Below are 19,414 nucleotides of genomic sequence, written 5' to 3' on the forward strand. Positions count from 1 at the left end.
CCTGTCGTGCAGGCCGGTCCCATGAAACTCCAAGCCCCGTTCATCCAGCTGCCCATCCGCTTCGATGCGGACCGGCTCGCCGCCGAGGTTGCCGCGGTCGCCGAGTCGGCCTGGCGCGAGCATCCGCAGAAGTTCCCCGGTAACTCGATGCTGCCGCTGGTGGCGGTGGATGGCGATCCGGCGAACGAGGAGTTCGCCGGGTGCATGCAGCCGACCGCCGAGCTGCTGGGCTGCCCCTACCTGCTGCAGGTCATCGGTTCGTTCGGCGCGACGGTCGGGCGCACGCGGCTGATGCGGCTGTCCGGGGGCGCGGAGGTCAAGCGCCACGCCGACCAGGGGTACTACTGGGCCGAGCGCGTGCGGATCCACGTGCCGATCGTCACCCAGCCCACGGTCCGCTTCGAATGCGACACCTCGGTGGTCAACATGGCCGCGGGCGAATGCTGGATCTTCGACACCTGGCGCCAGCATCGCGTGCTCAACGCCGACGAGCGTTCGCGCATCCATCTGGTCTGCGACTCGGTGGGCGGTGAAGGCTTCTGGAAGCTCGTCGACCAGGGCCAGCGCGTGGACGCCGGGGCGCGCGAGCCGGCGCAATGGGCGCCACGCCCGCTCGGCTTCGTACCGGGCGCGGCGCCGGCGATCGACTACGAACGCTACAACGTCCCGGCGGTCATGACCCCGTGGGAGCTGCGCCGGCACCTGGAGTTCCTGCTGGACGAAGCGGCGCCATTCCCCGGCCTGGCGGCCGCGCGCGCGCAGGCGCACCAGTTCTGCCTCGACTGGCGTGGCCTGTGGGCGGCGCATGGCGACGAGGCCGGCGCGCTGCCGCACTACCGCCGCCGCGTGCAGGCGTTCGTCGAGCAGGTGAAGCCGCTTGTCGGCATGGCCACGCTGCGCAACGAGCTGCCGCTCATGCCCGCGATCATGCTCATGGTGGTCCGCGCGTCGGTGCCGGGTGCGGTGCCGGCCGCGGCGCAGCGGAGCCGGCCGGGCGCGTACGCATGACCGGCGGCGATGCGGTGCGCGATCCGTCCTTCGACCGCCCCGTCTTCATCCTCTCCTCGCCGCGTTCCGGCTCCACGCTCCTGTTCGAGACCCTGTCCCAGGCGCCGGGGGTGTTCACGATCGGCGGGGAAAGCCACCAGATGATCGAACAGGTGGCGGGGCTCGCGCCGCGGGACCGTGGCTTCGATTCGAACGTGCTCGAGGCCCAGGATGCCTCTCCCGGACGCGTCGACGCGCTGCGCCGGCACTTCCGCGCAGCGTTGCGCGACCGCGATGGCCTGGCGCCGCCGGCCGGGCCGGTTCGCATGCTGGAGAAGACCCCGAAGAACGCGCTGCGCATCCGCTTCCTGAGCGAGGTGTTCCCGGAGGCGCGTTTCATCTTCCTGTACCGCGATCCGCGGTCGACCCTGGCCAGCATGATCGACGCATGGCGCTCGGGGCGTTTCGTCACCTATCCGCGCCTGCCGGGCTGGCCGCCGACGTTGCCGGCCTGGTCGCTGCTGCTGGTGCCGGGATGGCGCGAACTGGCGTCCAGGCCGCTGCAGGAGATCGTGCGCACGCAGTGGCAGGTGACGCTCGAGCGGATCCTCGACGATCTCGGGGCCTTGCCGGCCGGCCGCTGGACGGCGATCGACCACGCCCGCTTCCTCGCCGATCCCGGCGCGGAGGTGAAGCGCGTGTGCGCCGCGCTGGAGCTGGACTGGGACCGCGAGCTGGGGCCCCGGCTGCCGCTGTCGCGCTACACGCTGACGCGTCCGGATCCGGACAAGTGGAAGAAGCACGCCGGCCTGATCGAGCCGCTGCTGCCGGGGCTGGAGCCGACCGTGGCGCGTGCGCGCCAGGTGCTGGCCGCGGGCGGCGCCGGCCAGGCGCGGCCACCGGAAACGTGACCGCGCGGCAGGCCTCCCGGCCTCAGGCCGCCATCGGCGTGGCGCTGAGCGATTCGGCGTAATCGCGCCAGTCGCCCAGCCGCGACAGCACGCCGGTCCTGGACAGGTAGGCCTCGTCCGGCTCCTCGCCAGCGGCCAGGGCCATGGCCACGTGCACCGCGCCGGTGACCCAGAAGCTGCGGGTGCTCGAGCGCGAGGGCGCGCGGTGGAACGCGACCGCCTCGATGATCGGCATCGGCAGGCCCCAGAGGCCGAGCAGGTAGGCACCGGCCTCGGCGTGGCCCGGCCGGTCGTCGCCGTCCACCAGCGGCTGGCGCTCGTCGCGCACGCCGGGCAGCAGCAGGCCGATGTCGGCCAGCAGCGCGGCGGTGGCGCCGAGTTCGGCGCTGGATTCGGGCAGCATGCGCTTGGCCAGCCGCGAAGCGACGAGGGCGCGCTGCTGCAGGGCGCTGCGGTCGACCCCGGCGGCGCCCGGCAGCGAGAACACCTCGCTGGCCAGGACCAGGTCGCGCAGGGTGGCGATGCCCAGGCGGGTCACCGCCGCGCGCAGGTCGGTGATGGTGCGCCCGTTGGAGAAGTAGGCCGAGTTGCACAGCTGCAGAACCTTGGCCGCGATCGCCGGATCGCCGGACACCAGGCGGGCGATGTCGGTGGCGCTGGTGTGCTCGTCGGTCTCCAGCGCGTTCATCAGGCGCAGGTAGAGCTGCGGCGGCGACGGCAGCTGTTCGACCCGGCCGATGCGTTCCCGCAGCAGCGGGTTGCCCAGCAGGTCGCGCAGTTCCTCGAGGCTGCCGATGGCTTCCAGCAGCAGCTCCGGCGCCAGCGGCGTGGGCAGGAAGCGGTGGGCCATGCCGATGATCCGGGTCGGCGGCGTCTGCCCGCCGTCGATCACCGCCACGCGCGAGGCTTCCGCGCGCAGGGTGCGGACCTGCCCGAGCAGGGTGGCGGCCGGCATGTCCGGCAGCCCCGGCCCGACCACCACCACGTCCAGCGGCGAGGCGGACACGCGGGCCATGGCGGTGCCGCCGTCGGCGCAGCTTTCCACGGTCCAGTCCGCGCCAAGTTCGGACACCAGCTCCACCAGCGAGGCCGGGAACACGGCCTCGTCGCCGACGAACAGAATGCGCACGGACACCTCCAGACAGGTCGAAACGGCGCGCGCCGGCGGATGCCGGGCGCTCGTAGGCCGTTATCGGGCCAGTGTCGGGGAAGTTGAGGGCCGCACCGGGGCGGGCGGGGGCCGATGTGCGGATCTGTGCGCCAGTTCCGCTTTGCCTTGCCGGCGGCGCGCCAGCGGCGCCGGCCGTGCAGTCCCGGGCCGGGACCACGGTCGCCGGCGTGGCCGGCGACCGTCGTGCCGCGTCAGGCCTTGTCGGCCGCGCGCTTCATCGCATCGACGAGGATCTGCTTGGCCTCGGCGGCGTTGCCCCAGCCGTCGAGCTTGACCCACTTGCCCTTCTCCAGGTCCTTGTAGTGCTCGAAGAAGTGGCCGATCCGCTCCAGCCAGTGCGGCGACACCTGGCCGATGTCCTCGACATGGGCGTAGCCGTTGAAGATCTTGGCCACCGGCACGGCGAGGATCTTCTCGTCGCTGCCGGCCTCGTCGGTCATCTTCAGCACGCCGACCGGACGGCAGCGCACCACCGAACCCGGGATCAGCGGCAGCGGCAGCACCACCAGCACGTCGGCCGGGTCGCCGTCGCCGCACAGGGTGTCGGGCACGTAGCCGTAGTTGCACGGGTAGCGCATCGGGGTGGAGAGGATGCGGTCGACGAAGATCGCGCCGCTTTCCTTGTCCACTTCGTACTTCACCGGCTCGGAGTCCTTGGGGATCTCGATGATGACGTTGATTTCCTCGGGCGGATTGCGCCCGGCGCTGACCTGGTCGAGGCCCATGTGCTGCTCCGTGGTGATGCGGGGTGGGAAAAGGCGGCCATTTTACGCCTTCGGCTGCTGCGGCGCACAAAGCCGGCGACCCCGGTCCCGCGGCCGCGGAAACGACGAAGCCCCGGCCAGGCCGGGGCTTCGGATCCAGCAGGATCAATGGCTTACAGCAGCGGAACCAGCAACAGCGCCACGATATTGATGATCTTGATCAGCGGGTTGATCGCCGGGCCGGCGGTGTCCTTGTACGGGTCGCCGACGGTGTCGCCGGTGACCGCGGCCTTGTGCGCCTCGCTGCCCTTGCCGCCGAAATGGCCGTCCTCGATGTACTTCTTGGCGTTGTCCCAGGCACCGCCGCCGGTGGTCATCGAGATCGCCACGAACAGGCCGGTGACGATCGTGCCGATCAGCAGGCCGCCCAGCGCCTTCGGTCCCAGCAGCAGCCCGACCACGATCGGCACGGCCACCGGCAGCAGCGAGGGCACGATCATTTCCCGGATCGCCGAGCGGGTCAGCATGTCCACGGCCTTGTCGTACTGCGGCTTGGCCGTGCCCTGCATGATCCCGGGGATGTCGCGGAACTGGCGGCGCACTTCCTCCACCACCGCGCCGGCGGCGCGGCCGACCGCTTCCATCGCCATCGCGCCGAACAGGTACGGGATCAGGCCGCCGATCAGCAGGCCGATGATCACGGTGTGGTCGGACAGGTCGAACGCGAACACCTGGCCCGGGTTGTTGGCCTGCAGGTTGTGGGTGTAGTCGGCGAACAGCACCAGCGCGGCCAGTGCGGCCGAACCGATCGCATAGCCCTTGGTCACCGCCTTGGTGGTGTTGCCGACCGCGTCGAGCGGGTCGGTGACGTTGCGCACGTCCGGAGGCAGTTCGGACATCTCGGCGATGCCGCCGGCGTTGTCGGTGATCGGGCCGTACGCGTCCAGCGCCACGATCATGCCGGCCATCGACAGCATGGCGGTGGCGGCGATGGCGATGCCGTACAGGCCGCCATGCAGGTGCGCGAACCAGATCGCCAGGCAGACCGCCACCACCGGCAGCGCGGTCGACTTCATCGACACGCCCAGGCCGGCGATGATGTTGGTGCCGTGGCCGGTGGTCGAGGCCTGTGCGACGTGCTTGACCGGTCCGTACTGGGTGCCGGTGTAGTACTCGGTGATCCAGACGATCAGGCCGGTCAGGACCAGGCCGATCAGGGCGCAGATGTAGAGGTTGATCGCGCCGTGCGAATTGTCCGCCATCAGCGAGGTGGTGATCGGCCAGAACGCGATCGCCGCCAGCACGCCGGACACGATCACGCCCTTGTACAGCGCGCCCATGATCGAGCCGCCCGGCCTGACCTTGACGAAGAACGCGCCGATGATCGAGGCCACGATCGACACGCCGCCCAGCACCAGCGGATAGAGCACCGCGTTGCGGCCGACCTCGTCGATCATCAACCCGCCCAGCAGCATGGTCGCGATCACCGTGACCGCGTAGGTCTCGAACAGGTCGGCGGCCATGCCGGCGCAGTCGCCGACGTTGTCGCCGACGTTGTCGGCGATCACCGCCGGGTTGCGCGGGTCGTCCTCGGGGATGCCGGCCTCGACCTTGCCGACCAGGTCGGCGCCCACGTCGGCGCCCTTGGTGAAGATGCCGCCGCCCAGGCGGGCGAAGATCGAGATGAGCGAGGAACCGAAGGCCAGGCCGACCAGCGCGTGCAGGTTGTCGGCCTGGCTCAGGCCGAGCCGCTGCAGCAGCCAGTAGTAGCCGGCCACGCCCAGCAGGCCCAGCCCGACCACCAGCATCCCGGTGATCGCGCCGCCGCGGAAGGCCACGTCCATCGCTGGGCCCAGGCCACGCCGCGCCGCCTCGGCGGTGCGCACGTTGGCGCGGACCGAGACGTTCATGCCGATGTAGCCGGCCGCGCCCGAGAGCACCGCGCCGATCGCAAAGCCGATCGCGGTGTACCAGCTGAGGAACACGCCGACCAGCACGAACAGCACGGCGCCGGCGATGGCGATCGTCAGGTATTGCCGGTTGAGGTAGGCGCGCGCGCCTTCCTGGATGGCAGCGGCGATCTGCTGCATGCGTTCGTTGCCCGCCGGTTGCGCCAGGATCCAGCGCGCGGACACGATGCCGTAGAGGATTGCGAGGACGGCGCAGAGCAGTGCCAACGCCAAACCGTATTGTTCCAGCATGAACCCCTCCCAAGGTTGATGGATGCCACCCAGCGAGGGTGAACAGGAGGGCACGCCGTTGGGGCCTGAAGCACTGGAGCGGTCCCGTAAACGAGGCGCGTCGCACTGTTCAACATCCCTGGAGCGTCCCGAGTATGACCGCAGGCGGCGTCCGAAGGCCACACGGCGTTCATGCGGCCGGTGACAGGATCGACATTCCCGACCTGCATCCGCCGCCGTGACCCAGATCCGTCCTCCCGTCCCGCGTTCCAGTCTCGCCCGGGCCGAGCGTGCCCATGCCGAGAGCTTCCGCCAGGCCTTCCTGCTGGCCGTGCTCGTGGCGGTCCTGGCGGTGGCCTCGCCACTGCGTGCACAGGCGCCGAGGGCCGAACACACGCAGGCCGGCGCGCCGCAGGCGGTGGGCGCGCTGCATTCGGTGCGGACCATTCCCGAGGCCTGCACCCGCCTGGAGGGACTGTTCACCGGCCAGGACGCGCAGCCCTACCGGATGCAGGCGGTGCAGACCGCGCCCGCCTGCCAGCCGCGCGCACGCTTCGTGGAGGCCGCGCAGGCGGCCCCGTCGCCGGCCAGCGGCTGGATCCTCAACACCGAGACCCGCATCCCCCAGGCCGGTTGCGCCGGGCGCGAGGCGGTGGTCAAGGTCTGGCGCAAGCCGGTGGCGCAGGACCTGGCCCGCGACGGACAGGGCCAGGTGCGGATCTACCTGCAGGATGCACAGAAGCAGGCCGCGGCCGGGCAGGTGCGCGCGCTGCCCGAATACACCGCGCAGCTGGACGTCGCCGGCCGCTGCGGCTGAGGGCGGTCAACCGCCCAGCAGCGCGGTGTACCGCCGCTGCATCTCCTCCGGGGTGACATCCTCGATGCTGTGGCCGATGTTCCAGCGGTGTCCGAACGGGTCGACCACCACGCCGGAACGCTCGCCGTAGAACGCGTCGCTGGCCGGCCGGTCGAGCGAGGCCCCGGCGGCCACGGCGCGTTCGATCGTCGCATCGGCATCGTCCACGTGCAGGTGCAGGGTGGTGCTGTGGCCCTGCGCCGGATCGGGCTTGCGGATGCCGAACTCGGGGAATTCCTCGCACACCATCAGGATGGTGCCGGCGAAGTCGACCTCGGCATGGCCGATGCGCCCGCCGGGTTCGACCAGCCGGAACTTCTCGGTGGCCCCGAACGCCTGCCGGTAGAAGTCGATCGCGCGCGCGGCGTCGGCCACGCAGATGTAGGCGAACAGTTCGTGGGTAGCCATGCGGTGCCTCCTTCGCGGACGTCTGGCGGTGCCGGCAGGATGGGGCGGGGACGGCGCCGGTGCTTGGAAAAAACTGACCGCTCAGTCCACCCGGACGTGGCGCGTGTGCAGGCGCCCGCCGGTGTAGGCGCGCGCCGGCAGCCCGGCGAACTGGCGGAAGTCGCGCGCCAGGTGGGCCTGGTCGCAGTAGCCGTGCTCGGCCGCCAGCCCGCTCCAGTCGGTCTGCCCGTCCACCTGCGCCAGCACGCGCTGGAACCGGCGCAGCCGCGCGTAACGCTTGGGCGCCAGGCCGGTCGCGTCGCGGAACCGGGCGATGAAATGGCGGTGGCTGCAGCCGGCCTGTGCCAGCACGTCCTGCAGGTCGGCGCCGCGGTCCAGCGCGATGATCGCCCGCCCCACGCCGCCGGGCAGCGGCGGGGCCGGGCGCAACTGCGCCAGCAGGGCGCGCTCGAACACATCCAGCCGCGCCTCGGGGGTTCGCGCGCGGGCCAGCGCATCGTGCAGTGCATCGACGGCGCCGCCCCAGAACTCGCGCAGTGGCGCGTGCCGTTCGGCCACGGCGGCGGCCGAGACGCCCAGCAGGGCGCGGGTGGCGCCCGGCAGCAGCTGCGCGCCGACCGTGCAGCCCGGCTCGGTGCGCTTGGCGTAGTACCGGCTGCGCGCGCCGCAGACCACCGCGGTGGCGATCGCCTGGCCGGCCTCGTCGTCGCGGCCGGCATACAGCTGCAGCGGCGGCCCGTCGACGCGGACCGCCAGGTGCATTTCGCCGGAGGGAATGACGTGTTCGCGCCGCGCGCGGAGGGACTGGCCCACCCACACGTTGCCGACGTACGGCCGCAGCGCGGCCGGCAGCGGCGCGCGTGCGTTCACCGCATCAGCCTTCCCAGGCCGGCAGCTTCTTCTTCACCGCCACGTTCTTCAGCGTCACGTACTTCGGCAGGCCGTCGCGGCCATACGGCAGCGGCGCCTCGCCGCGGATGAGCGGCTCCAGGTATTCGCGTGCCTTCGCGGTGATGCCGTAGCCGTCCCTGCGCAGGAAACCGGCCGGCATGGTCTTCTCGTGGTTGGCGACCTTGTACAGCGGCGCCGGTTCGATCTTCCAGCGGTAGGGCACGGACGAGGTGCGCACGATCACCGGCATCACCGCGTTCATGCCCTTGAGCGCGTACTGCACCGCGGCCCTGCCGACCGCCTGCGCCTGTTCCCAGTCGGTCTTCGAGGCGACATGCCGGGCCGAGCGCTGCAGGTAGTCGGGCAGGGTCCAGTGGACCTTGTAGCCGAGGCGGTCCTTGACCTTGCCCGCCAGGTACGAAGCCACGCCGCCGAGCTGGGTGTGGCCGAACGCGTCCTTGCCGCCGCCGGCGTCGGCGACGAACTTGCCGTCCGCGTCGCGGATGCCCTCGCTGGCCACCACCACGCACCAGCCGACCTTCTTCACCACCTGGTCGACCCGGGCCAGGAACGCGGCCTCGTCGTAGGCGCGCTCGGGGAACAGGATGACCTGAGGCGCGTCGTCCGGCGACTGCCCGGCCAGGCCGGCGGCGGCGGCCAGCCAGCCGGCATGGCGGCCCATCGCCTCGTAGACGAAGACCTTGGTCGAAGTCTCGGCCATCGCGGCCACGTCCAGCGCGGCCTCGCGCACCGACACGGCGGTGTACTTGGCCGCCGAGCCGAAGCCCGGGCAGGTGTCGGTCACCGCCAGGTCGTTGTCGATGGTCTTGGGAACACCGATACAGGTCAGCGGATAGCCGAATTCGGCCGCCAGCTGCGAGACCTTCCACGCGGTGTCGGCCGAGTCGTTGCCGCCGTTGTAGAGGAACCAGCGCACGTCGTGGGCCTTCAGCACCTCGAGCAGGCGCTCGTACCTGGCGCGGTCCGCATCGACCGACTTGAGCTTGTAGCGGCACGAACCGAACGCGCCGCCCGGGGTGTGGGCCAGCGCGGCGATCGCCGCGGCCGACTCCCTGGAGGTGTCCACCAGGTCCTCGCGCAGTGCGCCCAGGATGCCGTTGCGGGCCGCCAGCACCTTGATGCCGCGGGCCCGCGCCTCGCCGATCACGCCGCTGGCGGTGGCGTTGATGACGGCGGTGACGCCGCCGGACTGGGCGTAGAGCAGGGTGCCTTGCGGGGTGGCTCGGGCCATGGACGCGGTTCCTCCGGAGGGGACAATTCTGGGACAGTGCCACCGGATGGGGTAAGCTGCACCGCGATGGTGCGGTGCAATGCGGTGGTGCGCAGCGACGGAAGTCTAGCGCCCCCGGCCGCCACGGGACATTTCTTCCTGGGAGCAATCGATGCGACTGGTACTACTGGGCCCGCCCGGCTCGGGCAAGGGAACGCAGGCGGCGCGCCTGAAGGAAACGCTCGGCGTCCCGCACATCTCCACCGGTGACCTGCTGCGCGCCGAAGTGGCCGCCGGCACCCCGCTGGGCCTGCAGGCCAGGGAAGTGATGGCCCGCGGCGACCTGGTCTCCGACGAGATCCTGCTGGGCATGCTCGAATCGCGGCTGGGCCGCGAGGACGTGGACGCCGGCTTCATCCTCGACGGCTACCCGCGCAACCTGGCCCAGGCCGGCGCGCTGGACGGGCTGCTGGCCAAGATCGGGCAGCCGCTGGACGCGGTGGTGCAGCTGGACGTGGGCACCGACCTGCTGGTCGAGCGCATCGCCGGCCGCGCCCAGGCCGAAGGCCGTGCCGACGACAACCCCGAATCGGTGCGCAAGCGCCTGCAGGTCTACAACGATTCCACCGCGCCGGTGATCGGCTTCTACGAGGGCCGCGGCACCCTGACCCGGATCGATGGCGTCGGCAGCATGGACGAGATCACCGCGCGCGTGCTCGCCGCGCTGAAGAAGGCCTGAGCCGCCGCGCGACACCCGACGCGCGCCGCCTCCGGGCGGCGCGCGTTTTCTTTTGCCCGGGCGCCGCCGCGGCACGCACATCGCGCCGGGCTTGGGCGACAATCGGCGCATGAGCAAGATCCACATCCTCGGCATTGCCGGCACCTTCATGGGCGGCGTGGCCGCCCTGGCCCGCGAACTGGGCGTCACCGTCGAAGGCAGCGACCAGGCGGTCTACCCGCCCATGTCCACCCAGCTGGAACAGCTCGGGATCGCCCTGAAGCAGGGCTACCTGCCGGAGCACGTCGCCGCCGACGCGGACGAGGTCGTCGTCGGCAACGCGCTCTCGCGCGGCAACCCGGCGGTCGAGCAGGTGCTGGACGACGGCCGCCGCTACACCTCCGGCGCGCAGTGGCTGGCCGAGCGCGTGCTGCCCGGCCGCACCACGCTGGCGGTGGCCGGCACCCACGGCAAGACCACCACCACCACCATCCTGGCCTTCCTGCTGCAGGCGGCCGGGCGCGACCCGGGCTTCCTGATCGGCGGCGTGGCCGAGGATTTCGGTACCTCGGCGCGGCTGGGCGGCGGGCGCGAGTTCGTGGTCGAGGCCGACGAGTACGACACCGCGTTCTTCGACAAGCGCAGCAAGTTCGTCCACTACCGGCCGACGGTGGCGATCCTCAACAACCTCGAGTACGACCACGCCGACATCTTCCCCGACCTGGCCGCGATCCAGCGCCAGTTCCACCACCTGGTGCGGACCGTGCCGCGCGCCGGCCGGCTGCTGGTCAACGGCGAGGACGCGCACCTGGCGCAGGTGCTGGCGATGGGTTGCTGGACGCCGGTGGAGACGTTCGGGCTGGACGATGCCGCCGTGGCGATCCCGCGCGCCGATGGCGGCGCCGGCTTCGACTGGAGCGCGCGCCTGCTTGCGTCCGACGGCAGCGCGTTCGTGGTGCGGCACCGCGGGGTGGAGGCCGGCACCCTGCGCTGGCCGCTGGTCGGCCGCCACAACGTCATGAACGCGCTGGCCGCGCTGGCCGCCGCGCATGCGGTCGGGGTCGAACCGGCGCGGGTGATCCCGGCGCTGGCCGGCTTCGCCAGCGTCAAGCGTCGCCTGGAAGTGCTGGGCACGCAGGGCGGCGTCACCGTCTACGACGACTTCGCCCACCATCCCACCGCCATCCGCACCACCCTGGAGGGCCTGCGCGCGAAGGTCGGCGACGCGCGGATCGTGGTGGCGATGGAGCCGCGCAGCAATTCGATGCGCCTGGGCGCGCACGCCGACGCACTGGCGCCCTCGCTCGACCTCGCCGACGCGGTGGTGTTCCTGCACCGGCCCGAACTGGCGTGGGACGCCGGCAAGGTGGTCGCCGCCGTGCGTGGCGACGCGCGCACCGCGGCCGACACCGATGCGCTGCTGCAGGCGCTGCAGGCCACGGCACGCCCGGGGGACCACGTCGTGTTCATGTCCAACGGCGGCTTCGACGGCGCGCCGCGGCGGTTCGTCGCCCTGCTCGCCGGCGGGCAATGACGCGCCCGTGACGCCGGTCGCCGCGCCGCGCGCTACCCTGCGTCCATGCCCTCGCCCGTGACCGCGACCGAAGCGCTGCCGCTGTTCCCGCTGCACGCGGTGCTGCTGCCCGGTGCGCCGCTGGGACTGCGGGTGTTCGAGCGGCGCTACCTGGACCTGGTGTCCGAGTGCGGGCGCAACGGCAAGGGCTTCGGCGTCTGCCTGATCCTGGACGGCGAGGAAGTCGGCGCGCCGGCCACGCCGGCCGCGTTCGGCGTCGAGGCGCGGATCGAGGATTTCGGCAACGACCGCAACGGGCTGCTGACGCTGCAGGTGCGGGGCGCGCGCCGCTTCCGCGTGGTCCGCACGCGGGTGCGCGACAGTGGCCTGCTGGTCGGCGAGGTGCAGTGGTCCGAGGAGCCCGCTGCCGCGCCGCTGCGTCCGCAGCACGCCGCGCTGGCCACGCTGCTGGCCGAGCTGCTGGACAAGGTCGGCGGCGCCCATCCCAGCCTGGGGCATGCCAGCGCCAACCTGCGCCAGCTCGAGGACGCCGCCTGGGTCGGATGGCGGCTGGCCGAACTGCTGCCGGTCAGCGACGAGCAGCGCCTGGCGCTGCTGCAGGAGGACGATCCGCACCGGCGCCTGGACCGGGTGCTGGAGTGGATGGACGAGGACGCGTAGCCGGCGGGCCGCCGGCGTCGTCGGTCAGCACGCGCAGCACCGGCAGCTGCGAACCCGGGTGCGGGGCGACCGCGTGCGGGAGGTCGCGCAGCGGCGCGATCACCTGCTCCAGCGCGGGGTCCGCGCCGCGTTGCGGGCGCCAGGTCACGACCAGGCCCAGTTCGTGGTGGAAATGCAGCGTCTGTGCGGTGCCGACCCACAGCGGCACGTCGCCGGGCTGCAGCTGCACCGGTGTGGGCCACAGCCGCAACACGTGCCGCACCTGCTGGCCCGGCACGTCGCGGACCATCAGCAGCGCCTCGGTGCGCGCGTCCAGGGTGGCCGGCAGCACCGGCACCTGGTCCGGGTCGCCGTCGGTGTCGAACAGGCTGACCGCCTGGACCCAGCGGGCCTGCGGCTGCAGCCGCCACCCGGACGCCTCGAGCCGCGCCTGCACCGGGGCCAGCGGGCCGGCGACCTGGACGTCCAGCGGCCAGCGCAGCTCGTCGTCGAACTCGTTGCGGCGGGCCGGCTGCAGCATCCATTCGTGGCTCCACCAGTCCTCCAGGTCGGCCAGCACCGGCAGCGCCGGCGGCGGTTCGAACTTGGCCAGCTTGACCTCGACGTTGCGCGGCGCGTACCACACCGCGGCGACGGCGAAAGCGCCATAGAAGACCCACGCCACCGGCTTGACCCAGAACGAGCGGTTGAAGCGCCGGCGATACGCGATCCCCAGCACCAGCAGCCAGACGATGCCCAGCAGCATCCCGCCGACCACGTCGCTGAGCCAGTGCGCGCCCAGGTACAGCCGGGCGAACCCGATGACCGCCACGGTGACGCCGGACACCAGGTAGGGCCAGACCCGGTCGCGGCCCGGCATCTCGCGCGCGATCAGCACCGCGAAGAAGCCGAACGCGATCGTGGACATGGTCACCGCGATCGAGGGAAAGCCGAAGCCGCTGCTCGCGCCCGGCGGCCGCACCACGTCCACCGTCGTGCCCAGCAGCCAGGTCAGGGCCAGGCCGAAGGCCAGCGCCGCCAGCCAGTGCGCGGCGGCCATCCAGCGCTGGCGCCAGATGAAGTAAAGCAGCACCAGCACGCAGGCCGGCGCCAGCACCGGCCAGTCGCCGAGCGAGGCCAGCGCGGCCATCGCGTAGTCGGCCAGCGGATTGCGCAGCGCCAGCATCATCTGGTGCACGGCCAGGTCGACGCCCAGCGGTTCGCCGTGGCCGATGACCGCCAGCAGCAGCGCGAACCACGCCCAGCCGATCGCCAGCAGCAGCACCGCCAGCAGCGCCAGCGACACCGACTCGCGGTGCGAGGGGTCGAACACGGCGATCGAATGCCGCCCCAGCACCGGGTGCCGGTGCGACCAGTCCAGCGCCCGCGCCAGCAGCGAGTCGGCGTGGTCGGCGAACCAGCGGTAGGTGTAGAGGACCCAGGCCCAGGCGACGGCGAGCACCACCAGCAGCAGGCCGAGCACGATCACCAGGTGGCCGGCCACCGCGGCGACCGCGTCGTAGGCGCGGCCCAGCACCCAGCCCGGGGCGAGGAACAGCAGTCCCCACGACAGCGAGGCGACGCCGCTGGCCAGCGCGTAGCGGCGCAACGGCATCTGCGCCATGCCGGCGATCGCCGGCACGAACGGGCGCACCGCGCCGACGTAGCGCGCCGCCAGGATGCTGCTGAAGGCGTTGCGGCGGAACAGGATCTCGCCGCGCCCCAGCAGCTGCGGATAGCGGCGGAACGGCCAGACCCCGTGCAGGCGGCCGCCCCAGCGCCGGCCGACCCAGTAGCTCAGGCCGTCGCCGAGGAACGCGCCGAGCGTCGCGCAGGCCACCGCGTACGGGCCCGAAATCTCGCCCATGCCGATCAGCACGCCGACCGCGAACAGCAGCGGCAGCGCGGGCACGACGGCGCCGACCACGATCAGCGCGTCACAGAAGGCGATGGCGAAGATCACCGCGCCGGCGAGGACGGGGTGGTTCCCGATCCACGCCAGCACAGCGTCCATCCAGGAGGAATCCATGGCGCGGATTATAGAAGGCGCCCCCCGGCGCCAGGCTTAAGCGCGGATGGCCGGCGCGCCGCCGGGTGCCGCCGCCGGCCCGGGCGGGCGACAATGGCGGTCCGTCCGACCGCCCGAGCCCCACGCCATGACCACCCTGGCCGGCAAGACCCTCTTCATCACCGGCGCCTCGCGCGGCATCGGCCTGGCCATCGCCCTGCGCGCGGCGCGCGACGGCGCCAACGTCGCCATCGCCGCCAAGTCCTCGGTGCCCAACCCGCGGCTGCCCGGGACGATCCACAGCGCCGCCGAGGCGGTGGCCGCCGCCGGCGGCCAGGGCCTGGCCCTGAAGTGCGACATCCGCGAGGAGGACCAGGTGCACGCGGCCGTGGCGGCCACCGTCGACGCTTTCGGCGGCATCGACATCCTCGTGAACAACGCCAGTGCGATCTGGCTGCGCGGCACGCTCGACACGCCGATGAAGCGCTTCGACCTGATGCAGCAGGTCAACGCGCGCGGCAGCTTCCTGTGCGCGCAGGCCTGCCTGCCGTACCTGCTGCAGGCGCCCAATCCGCACATCCTGACCCTGGCGCCGCCGCCGTCGCTGGACCCGAAGTGGTGGGGCGCGCATACCGGCTACACCCTGGCCAAGATGGGCATGAGCTTCGTCACCCTGGGCCTGGCCGCCGAGTTCGGGCCGCAGGGCGTGGCGGTGAACGCGCTGTGGCCGCGCACCCTGATCGGCACCGACGCGCTGAACATGATCCCCGGGGTGAGCGCCGCCAACGGCCGCCGGCCCGAGATCATGGCCGACGCCGCGCACGCGGTGCTGGTGCGCGAGGCGCGCGGCTTCAACGGCCGCTTCCTGGTCGACGACGAGGTGCTCGCCGAAGCCGGCGTCACCGACCTGTCCGGCTACGCGGTCGATCCCGCCCAGCCGCTGCTGCCGGACCTGTTCCTGGACGCCTGATCGGCACCCGCCATCGGGCCTGCGTCCGGCGTGCACGCCCACCGAGGAGACCGGCGACCATGACCACGACATCCGCCCGGCAGGGCCTGGCCTTCATCCGTTGCGTGCTCGCAGCGCTGATCTTCGTGCACGGGGTGGCGCGCGTCCTCGCCGACGGCGTGGTCCCGTTCGGCGGGTTCCTCGAGGCGCGCGGGTTCCCGCTCGGGGTGGCGCTGGCCTGGGCGGTCACCCTGTTCGAACTGCTCGCCGCGCCCCTCCTGGCATGGGGCCGCTGGGTCACGCCGCTGGCGCTCGTGTTCAGCGGGATCTACGCCTGTGGCATATGGCTGGTGCATGCCCCCGCCGGGTGGTTCGTCGTGGGCCTGGGCCGCAACGGGGCCGAATACAGCGTGTTGCTCATCGCCGGCCTGCTGGCCAATGCATGGGCGCACCGCCGCCGAATCCTTCCGCACGATGGAGCCGTACCATGAAATACCTGCACGCGATGATCCGCGTCCACGACCTGGAAGCCACGAGCCGCTTCTTCACCCAAGGCCTGGGCCTGGTCCAGACCCGGCGCATGGACCACGAGGCCGGTCGCTTCACCCTGGTCTATTTCGGCGCGCCGGCCAACCCCGAGGCCGAGGTGGAACTCACCTACAACTGGCCGGCGGCCGACGGTTCGCCGGCCGAGGACTACGGCAGCGCGCGCAACTTCGGCCACCTGGCGTTCGAGGTCGACGACATCTACGCCACCTGCGCCCACCTGCAGTCGCTGGGGATCACCATCAACCGCCCGCCGCGCGACGGACGCATGGCGTTCGTGCGCACGCCCGACCTGATCTCGATCGAGCTGCTGCAGAAGGGCGGTGCGCTGGCCCCGGCCGAGCCGTGGCGGTCGATGCCCAACACCGGCAGCTGGTGAGTCCTCGATGCCCGGCGCGCCGCCGGGCATCGCCCGGCGTCAACCCGCGCCGAGCGCCCGGGCCAGGTCGGCGACCAGGTCGTCGGCGTGTTCCAGCCCCACCGACAGGCGCAGCAGGCCCGGTGGCGTGGTCGAGGCCGGGCCTTCGACCGAGGCGCGGTGCTCGACCAGCGATTCGGTCGAGCCGAGCGAGGTGGCGTTGGTGAACAGCCGTAGCCGGCCGGCCACCGCCAGCGCCGCGTCGCGCCCGCCCGCCACCTCGAGCGACAGCATGCCGCCGTAGTCGCGCATCTGCCGTGCCGCCACCGCATGCTGAGGATGCGAGGCCAGCCCGGGGAAGTGGACCTTCGCCACCCGCGCGTGGCCCTCGAGGAATTCCGCCACCACGCGCGCGTTGCGGCAGTGCCAGGCCATCCGCGCCGCCAGGGTGCGCACGCCGCGCAGGATCATCCAGGCCGCGAACGGCGAGGCGGTGGCGCCGCCGAGCAGGCGCAGGCCGTGGCAGGCCGCGGCGTGGGCGTCGTCCTCGCGGAACGAGAGCACGCCCCCCATGACGTCGCCATGGCCCCCGAGATACTTGGTCGCCGAATGCAGGACGACGTCGGCGCCCAGCGCCAGCGGCTGCTGCAGCACCGGCGGGGCGAAGGTGCCGTCGACCAGCAGGCGCGCGCCGCCGGCGTGGGCGATCTCCGCCAGCGCGGCGATGTCGCTGACCTTGAGCAGGGGATTGGAGGGGGTTTCGGCCCACAGCAGCGCCGTCTGCGGGCGCAATGCCGCGCGCACCGCGTCGAGGTCGGTGAAGTCGACCACGTCGTGCTCCAGTCCCCAGCGCGGGAACTGCTGCCGGGCCAGCACCCGGAACGAGAAATAGCTGTCGTCGCACAGCAGCACGTGGCTGCCGCGCGGCAGCGACTGCAGCGCGGTGGCGCCGGCGGCCATCCCGGTCGGGAACAGCAGCGTGCGCGCCGCGCCGTCGAGCGCGGCCAGCGCGGCTTCGGTGTCGTGCTGGGTCGGGTTGTCGTAGCGCTGGTACAGGTAGCCGTGCGGCAGCTGCGCGTCGGGCGTGTGCTCGAAGGTGGTGGCCAGCTGCAGCGGCGGCGAAAGCGCGCCGCTGCGGGGGTCGGGCGCGCTGCCGGCGCGGGCGGCGAGGGTCTCGATGCGGGGCATGGCGGAGTCGGACGGGGTCGGAGTCGGGTTCGGACGGACCGGCGTCCGCGCCGCGGCATTATGCGCCGCCCTCCATGGCGGGTCCGGGCCGGTGGCCCGATAATGCGCCGGCCGGCGGCCGCCGGCCCCCGTCACGGAGACTGCCGCACGCCATGAACGCCCCCCTGCCGCCCGCCGGCGACACCGCCGCGCTGCTCGACCTCGGCCGCCAGTACTACCTGCCCGTCTACCGCCCGCGCGAGCTGGTGCTGGAGCGAGGGCAGGGCGCGCGCCTGTGGGACAGCGAAGGCCGCGAGTACGTGGACCTGGCGGCCGGTATCGCCGTGTGCGGCCTGGGCCACAACGACCCGGACCTGCGCGCCGCGCTGGTCGAGCAGGCCGGCAAGCTGTGGCACACCAGCAACGTGTTCTACAGCGAACCGCCGCTGCGACTGGCCGAGGAGCTGGTCGCCGCCTCGCGCTTCGCCGAGCGCGTGTTCCTGTGCAATTCCGGCGCCGAAGCCAACGAGGCGGCGATCAAGCTGGTGCGCAAGTGGGCCAGCACGCAGGGGCGCGCGCCGCAGCAACGGGTGATCGTCACCTTCCGCGGCAGCTTCCACGGCCGCACCCTGGCCGCGGTGACCGCCACCGCGCAGCCGAAGTACCAGGAAGGCTACGAGCCGCTGCCCGGCGGCTTCCGTTACGTCGACTTCAACGACATCACCCAGCTGGAAACGGCGATGGCGGCGGGGGACGTGGCCGCGGTGATGCTGGAGCCGGTGCAGGGCGAGGGCGGGGTGATGCCGGCGGCGTCCGGCTACCTGCAGCAGGTCCGCGCGCTGTGCGACCACCACGGCGCACTGCTGGTGCTGGACGAGATCCAGGCCGGCATGGGCCGCACCGGCACGCTGTTCGCGCACTGGCAGGACGGGGTGGTGCCGGACATCGTGACCCTGGCCAAGGCGCTCGGCGGCGGCTTCCCGATCGGCGCGATGCTGGCCGGGCCGAAGGTCGCCCAGGCCATGCAGTTCGGCGCGCACGGCACCACCTTCGGCGGCAACCCGCTCGCCGCGGCGGTGGCGCGCGTGGCGCTGCGCAAGATCGCCTCGCCGCAGGTCGGGGCCAACGTCTCGCGGCAGTCGCACGCGTTGCGCGAAGGGCTGCTGGCGATCGGCGCCGAATTCGACCTGTTCGAGCAGGTCCGCGGCCGCGGGCTGATGCTCGGCGCGGTGCTCAAGCCGGCCCATGCCGGTCGTGCCGGCGAGGTCCTGGACCACGCCGCCGCCCACGGCCTGCTGCTGCTCCAGGCGGGCCCGGACGTGCTGCGCCTGGTGCCGGCGCTGAACCTCACCGACGCGGACGTCGCCGAAGGCCTGAAGCGGCTGCGCGCGGCGGTCGCGGGGTTCATTGGTTGCGGTTGAACTGCGTGCACCCGCCAATCCGGGTGCATTCGCGCCCAGGTTCGTGATGGCGCACGGCCGACTCGGACGGGGTCGGCATACACGACGGGACGGGCATCCGCTCGAAGGCCGGACTCACGAGGCCTTCGAACCTGTAGACTTGCGCCCGCGCGGACTGTGACGCAGTCCCGGTTTTCCATGGGTGATGGGGTTCGCCCGCTTTTTGCGGTAGTCCTGTAACTGGATTTGCGGCACCGGAATGCAGGGGACGCACGTCCATCGACGTGCGTGGCCCGCGTATCGATGAGTCAGGGGGAAATAGATGTCATTGGCCAGGCCCGTCCACGCGCTGGACGTCGGGGCGATCGTGCCTCTGTGCGCAACTGCGGTGAGGTTGGGGGCAGACGACTTGTCGGCTGGACCCGGTGCGGACACCCGCCCATGTTCCGGCGAACGGGAAAGCATCGCCGTGGAACGAAGACATGCGGCGCACCCCCTCGTCGACGCAAACCGCATAGCCAGCCCGGATGCCATCCGCACCGAGGCGGACGATCAACGCACGCACCAGGACACCCGCATGCCCGGAAAGATGCCCCACTCGTTCCTGTCGAGGATCACGCGCAACGCTTTGCCACTCCTGCTGGCTTGGCTTGTCCCGGCCGCCAGCGCCGTGGCCGCATGCGACTGGCCGCTCAACTTCACCAGCGTCGGCCAGACGATCCAGGTGAACACCAGCAGCTGCGATGCCTACGCTGC

At 72.1% G+C, this 19,414-nt stretch carries 19 protein-coding genes; 10 read left to right on the forward strand and 9 right to left on the reverse strand.

The genetic code is table 11. From position 1 onward, the window contains the following. Positions 1–21 precede the first annotated feature (21 nt). A complete protein-coding gene (locus tag ACA089_RS15045) occupies positions 22–1,008 on the forward strand; it encodes an aspartyl/asparaginyl beta-hydroxylase domain-containing protein (protein ID WP_372018359.1) in 987 nt (328 codons plus the stop codon). Further along, a complete protein-coding gene (locus ACA089_RS15050; protein WP_372018361.1) occupies positions 1,005–1,898 on the forward strand; it encodes a sulfotransferase family protein in 894 nt (297 codons plus the stop codon). Before ACA089_RS15045 ends, ACA089_RS15050 begins: the two co-directional genes overlap by 4 nt. Before the next feature lie 22 nt (positions 1,899–1,920). On the opposite strand, the gene ACA089_RS15055 is transcribed toward ACA089_RS15050, so the two are convergent. The 3 genes from ACA089_RS15055 to ACA089_RS15065 all read right to left on the reverse strand — a co-directional run bounded on the left by ACA089_RS15055 (position 1,921) and on the right by ACA089_RS15065 (position 5,974). Beyond that, positions 1,921–3,027: an HDOD domain-containing protein gene (locus tag ACA089_RS15055; protein ID WP_372018363.1), complete on the reverse strand. Its 1,107-nt coding sequence runs from the start codon at positions 3,025–3,027 to the stop codon at positions 1,921–1,923. Between the two features lie 233 nt (positions 3,028–3,260). Continuing rightward, positions 3,261–3,794, reverse strand: coding sequence for an inorganic diphosphatase (gene ppa, locus ACA089_RS15060; protein WP_372018366.1), 534 nt, complete (start codon positions 3,792–3,794; stop codon positions 3,261–3,263). A 152-nt stretch (positions 3,795–3,946) separates the two neighbouring features. Continuing rightward, positions 3,947–5,974, reverse strand: coding sequence for a sodium-translocating pyrophosphatase (locus ACA089_RS15065; RefSeq protein ID WP_372018368.1), 2,028 nt, complete (start codon positions 5,972–5,974; stop codon positions 3,947–3,949). A gap of 217 nt (positions 5,975–6,191) precedes the next feature. Here ACA089_RS15065 and ACA089_RS15070 point away from each other — a divergent pair, with 217 nt between their 5' ends. Next, entirely contained in the window at positions 6,192–6,770 is a 579-nt protein-coding gene (locus ACA089_RS15070; RefSeq protein WP_372018371.1) for a hypothetical protein, read from the forward strand. A 6-nt stretch (positions 6,771–6,776) separates the two neighbouring features. Here the strand turns inward: ACA089_RS15070 and ACA089_RS15075 are convergent, their stop codons facing one another. The 3 genes from ACA089_RS15075 to ACA089_RS15085 form a co-directional block, all read right to left on the reverse strand. Beyond that, positions 6,777–7,217: a VOC family protein gene (locus tag ACA089_RS15075; RefSeq protein WP_372018374.1), complete on the reverse strand. Its 441-nt coding sequence runs from the start codon at positions 7,215–7,217 to the stop codon at positions 6,777–6,779. 81 nt (positions 7,218–7,298) lie between these two features. After that, positions 7,299–8,087 (reverse strand): helix-turn-helix domain-containing protein, encoded by a 789-nt coding sequence (locus ACA089_RS15080; RefSeq protein WP_372018377.1) that lies wholly within the window; start codon positions 8,085–8,087, stop codon positions 7,299–7,301. A 4-nt stretch (positions 8,088–8,091) separates the two neighbouring features. Further along, the gene (locus ACA089_RS15085; protein WP_372018379.1) at positions 8,092–9,360 is read right to left on the reverse strand and encodes a 6-phosphofructokinase; all 1,269 of its coding nucleotides are present in this window, start codon (positions 9,358–9,360) and stop codon (positions 8,092–8,094) included. Positions 9,361–9,511: 151 nt separating this feature from the next. Between ACA089_RS15085 and ACA089_RS15090 the strand changes: the two genes are divergently transcribed. From ACA089_RS15090 to ACA089_RS15100, 3 genes are all read left to right on the forward strand, one after another. Further along, complete coding sequence (locus ACA089_RS15090; protein ID WP_372018381.1) at positions 9,512–10,078, forward strand: adenylate kinase; 567 nt, start codon at positions 9,512–9,514, stop codon at positions 10,076–10,078. Positions 10,079–10,187: 109 nt separating this feature from the next. After that, positions 10,188–11,591, forward strand: a complete 1,404-nt coding sequence (gene mpl / locus ACA089_RS15095) for a UDP-N-acetylmuramate:L-alanyl-gamma-D-glutamyl-meso-diaminopimelate ligase (RefSeq protein WP_372018383.1) — start codon at positions 10,188–10,190, stop codon at positions 11,589–11,591. A 45-nt stretch (positions 11,592–11,636) separates the two neighbouring features. Next, positions 11,637–12,251, forward strand: coding sequence for an LON peptidase substrate-binding domain-containing protein (locus tag ACA089_RS15100; protein WP_372018384.1), 615 nt, complete (start codon positions 11,637–11,639; stop codon positions 12,249–12,251). Here the strand turns inward: ACA089_RS15100 and ACA089_RS15105 are convergent. Then, the gene (locus tag ACA089_RS15105) at positions 12,160–14,259 is read right to left on the reverse strand and encodes a bifunctional DedA family/phosphatase PAP2 family protein (protein WP_372018387.1); all 2,100 of its coding nucleotides are present in this window, start codon (positions 14,257–14,259) and stop codon (positions 12,160–12,162) included. The genes ACA089_RS15100 and ACA089_RS15105 overlap by 92 nt on opposite strands. Positions 14,260–14,386: 127 nt before the next feature. Here ACA089_RS15105 and ACA089_RS15110 point away from each other — a divergent pair, with 127 nt between their 5' ends. From ACA089_RS15110 to ACA089_RS15120, 3 genes are read left to right on the forward strand one after another with little or no spacing between them, the layout of a single operon-like run. Further along, the gene (locus ACA089_RS15110; RefSeq protein WP_372018390.1) at positions 14,387–15,208 is read left to right on the forward strand and encodes an SDR family oxidoreductase; all 822 of its coding nucleotides are present in this window, start codon (positions 14,387–14,389) and stop codon (positions 15,206–15,208) included. A gap of 59 nt (positions 15,209–15,267) precedes the next feature. Continuing rightward, positions 15,268–15,678, forward strand: a complete 411-nt coding sequence (locus ACA089_RS15115; RefSeq protein WP_372018393.1) for a DoxX family protein — start codon at positions 15,268–15,270, stop codon at positions 15,676–15,678. Next, complete coding sequence (locus tag ACA089_RS15120; protein ID WP_372018396.1) at positions 15,675–16,112, forward strand: VOC family protein; 438 nt, start codon at positions 15,675–15,677, stop codon at positions 16,110–16,112. Before ACA089_RS15115 ends, ACA089_RS15120 begins: the two co-directional genes overlap by 4 nt. 39 nt (positions 16,113–16,151) lie before the next feature. Here ACA089_RS15120 and ACA089_RS15125 read toward each other — a convergent pair whose 3' ends face one another. Continuing rightward, the gene (locus tag ACA089_RS15125; protein WP_372018399.1) at positions 16,152–17,279 is read right to left on the reverse strand and encodes a trans-sulfuration enzyme family protein; all 1,128 of its coding nucleotides are present in this window, start codon (positions 17,277–17,279) and stop codon (positions 16,152–16,154) included. 152 nt (positions 17,280–17,431) lie between these two features. Here ACA089_RS15125 and ACA089_RS15130 point away from each other — a divergent pair, with 152 nt between their 5' ends. Beyond that, positions 17,432–18,679, forward strand: a complete 1,248-nt coding sequence (locus ACA089_RS15130) for an acetylornithine transaminase (protein ID WP_372018401.1) — start codon at positions 17,432–17,434, stop codon at positions 18,677–18,679. Between the two features lie 531 nt (positions 18,680–19,210). Here ACA089_RS15130 and ACA089_RS15135 read toward each other — a convergent pair. Continuing rightward, the gene (locus ACA089_RS15135; RefSeq protein WP_372018403.1) at positions 19,211–19,390 is read right to left on the reverse strand and encodes a hypothetical protein; all 180 of its coding nucleotides are present in this window, start codon (positions 19,388–19,390) and stop codon (positions 19,211–19,213) included. Between the last annotated feature and the right edge of the window lie 24 nt (positions 19,391–19,414).

Origin of the sequence: Pseudoxanthomonas fibrivorans (assembly GCF_041464125.1) — a bacterium.
Classification (GTDB): domain Bacteria; phylum Pseudomonadota; class Gammaproteobacteria; order Xanthomonadales; family Xanthomonadaceae; genus Pseudoxanthomonas.

Bases quoted from the DNA above. Each gene is read 5' to 3' on its own strand.
- ACA089_RS15045 (WP_372018359.1), top strand. From the start codon at position 22: ATGAAACTCCAAGCCCCGTTCATCCAGCTGCCCATCCGCTTCGATGCG.
- ACA089_RS15050 (WP_372018361.1), top strand. From the start codon at position 1,005: ATGACCGGCGGCGATGCGGTGCGCGATCCGTCCTTCGACCGCCCCGTC.
- ppa (WP_372018366.1), bottom strand. From the start codon at position 3,794: ATGGGCCTCGACCAGGTCAGCGCCGGGCGCAATCCGCCCGAGGAAATC.
- ACA089_RS15065 (WP_372018368.1), bottom strand. From the start codon at position 5,974: ATGCTGGAACAATACGGTTTGGCGTTGGCACTGCTCTGCGCCGTCCTC.
- ACA089_RS15075 (WP_372018374.1), bottom strand. From the start codon at position 7,217: ATGGCTACCCACGAACTGTTCGCCTACATCTGCGTGGCCGACGCCGCG.
- ACA089_RS15085 (WP_372018379.1), bottom strand. From the start codon at position 9,360: ATGGCCCGAGCCACCCCGCAAGGCACCCTGCTCTACGCCCAGTCCGGC.
- ACA089_RS15090 (WP_372018381.1), top strand. From the start codon at position 9,512: ATGCGACTGGTACTACTGGGCCCGCCCGGCTCGGGCAAGGGAACGCAG.
- mpl (WP_372018383.1), top strand. From the start codon at position 10,188: ATGAGCAAGATCCACATCCTCGGCATTGCCGGCACCTTCATGGGCGGC.
- ACA089_RS15100 (WP_372018384.1), top strand. From the start codon at position 11,637: ATGCCCTCGCCCGTGACCGCGACCGAAGCGCTGCCGCTGTTCCCGCTG.
- ACA089_RS15105 (WP_372018387.1), bottom strand. From the start codon at position 14,259: ATGGATTCCTCCTGGATGGACGCTGTGCTGGCGTGGATCGGGAACCAC.
- ACA089_RS15110 (WP_372018390.1), top strand. From the start codon at position 14,387: ATGACCACCCTGGCCGGCAAGACCCTCTTCATCACCGGCGCCTCGCGC.
- ACA089_RS15115 (WP_372018393.1), top strand. From the start codon at position 15,268: ATGACCACGACATCCGCCCGGCAGGGCCTGGCCTTCATCCGTTGCGTG.
- ACA089_RS15120 (WP_372018396.1), top strand. From the start codon at position 15,675: ATGAAATACCTGCACGCGATGATCCGCGTCCACGACCTGGAAGCCACG.
- ACA089_RS15125 (WP_372018399.1), bottom strand. From the start codon at position 17,279: ATGCCCCGCATCGAGACCCTCGCCGCCCGCGCCGGCAGCGCGCCCGAC.
- ACA089_RS15130 (WP_372018401.1), top strand. From the start codon at position 17,432: ATGAACGCCCCCCTGCCGCCCGCCGGCGACACCGCCGCGCTGCTCGAC.